We start from the raw sequence: 1160 nt of genomic DNA on the forward strand, positions 1-1160 counted from the left end.
GCAGCTCCTCGCGCGCGTACCGCGCCTGCTGCCAGGTGGCGAGGGCGCGCGCGACCTGCCCGCCGACGCCCACGAGCATCACGGGCGCGCGCGGTGCCGCGAGGGCGGCGGCGTTGGACCACTGCCGGAGCACGTCCTCCCCCACCCGCAGGCTCTCGCGCGCGAGCATCCGCTCGCCGTCGAGCAGCAGGATCGCGCGGTAGCCGCCCGCGGCCACCGGTTCGGCCCCGCGCGTCGCGACGACCAGCCGTGACTCCGCGTCGACCTCCTGCACGTGGCGCTCGCCGTCGGCCAGCACGACCTGCACGCCGGGGAACGCGCGACCGAGCTCCTCCGCCGTGCGGCCCGCGCCGATGGTGACGAGGCGCAGCTCGTCGGATCCGCAGTTCGCGCAGCGCCAGTCGCCCGCGAGGTGCCCGCACCAGCCGCACGTGGGCGTGCTCGTGGCGGTGGACATGCCGAGCGGGCCCGTGCAGACGGTGCAGCGCGCGGCCTGGCGGCAGGCGCGGCACGCGACGAGCGGGGCGTAGCCGGGGCGCGCGACCTGGATGAGGACCGGCCCGTGCTCCACGGCGTCCTTCGCCGCGCGCCACGCGCCCGACGGGATCCGCGCCTGCCGGGCGAAGCCCTCGTCGCCCGTCTGCGATGTGGTCGGGATCACGCGCGGGGTCCGGTTCACGGAGGGCGAGACGCTCGTCAGGTACCCGATCGCGACGAGGCGCTCGACCTCGGTGCTGCGCGAGTGCGCGAGCAGCACGAGCGCCGTGCCCTGCTGGCGGCTCCGGAGCAGCGCGACGTCGCGGGCATGGGCGTAGGGGCTGAGCGGCTCGGCGTGGAGCGGGTCGCCCTCGTCCCACATCGCGACGAGGCCGAGGCGCGGCGCGGGCGCGTAGACGGCCGAGCGGTTGCCGACGACGATGCGGGGCTCGTCGCCGAGGCCGGCGAGGAAGGAGCGGTACCGGTCGGGGCCGGACTGGCGCGCGTCGGTGCGGATCACGGATCCGGCCGGCGCGTGCGCGGCGAGGGCCGCCTCCAGCTGGTCCTGGTCGCGGTAGTCGGGCACGACGAGGACGCTGCTGCGGCCGGAGGCGAGCACGCGCACGGCGGCCTGCGCGAGCGTCACGGCCCAGCGGCCCGCCCACGCGCCGCCGGGGAGCTCG

1 protein-coding gene is annotated in these 1160 nt (G+C 77.8%); it reads right to left on the bottom strand.

Annotated features, from left to right (window positions below; all coding sequences use genetic code 11):
- Positions 1-1160 (bottom strand): primosomal protein N' (locus DZG00_RS15605; protein ID WP_511172844.1); only part of this gene is annotated, 1160 nt, incomplete at both ends.

The organism is Clavibacter lycopersici (genome assembly GCF_003576405.1).
GTDB classification, from domain to species: Bacteria; Actinomycetota; Actinomycetes; order Actinomycetales; family Microbacteriaceae; genus Clavibacter; species Clavibacter lycopersici.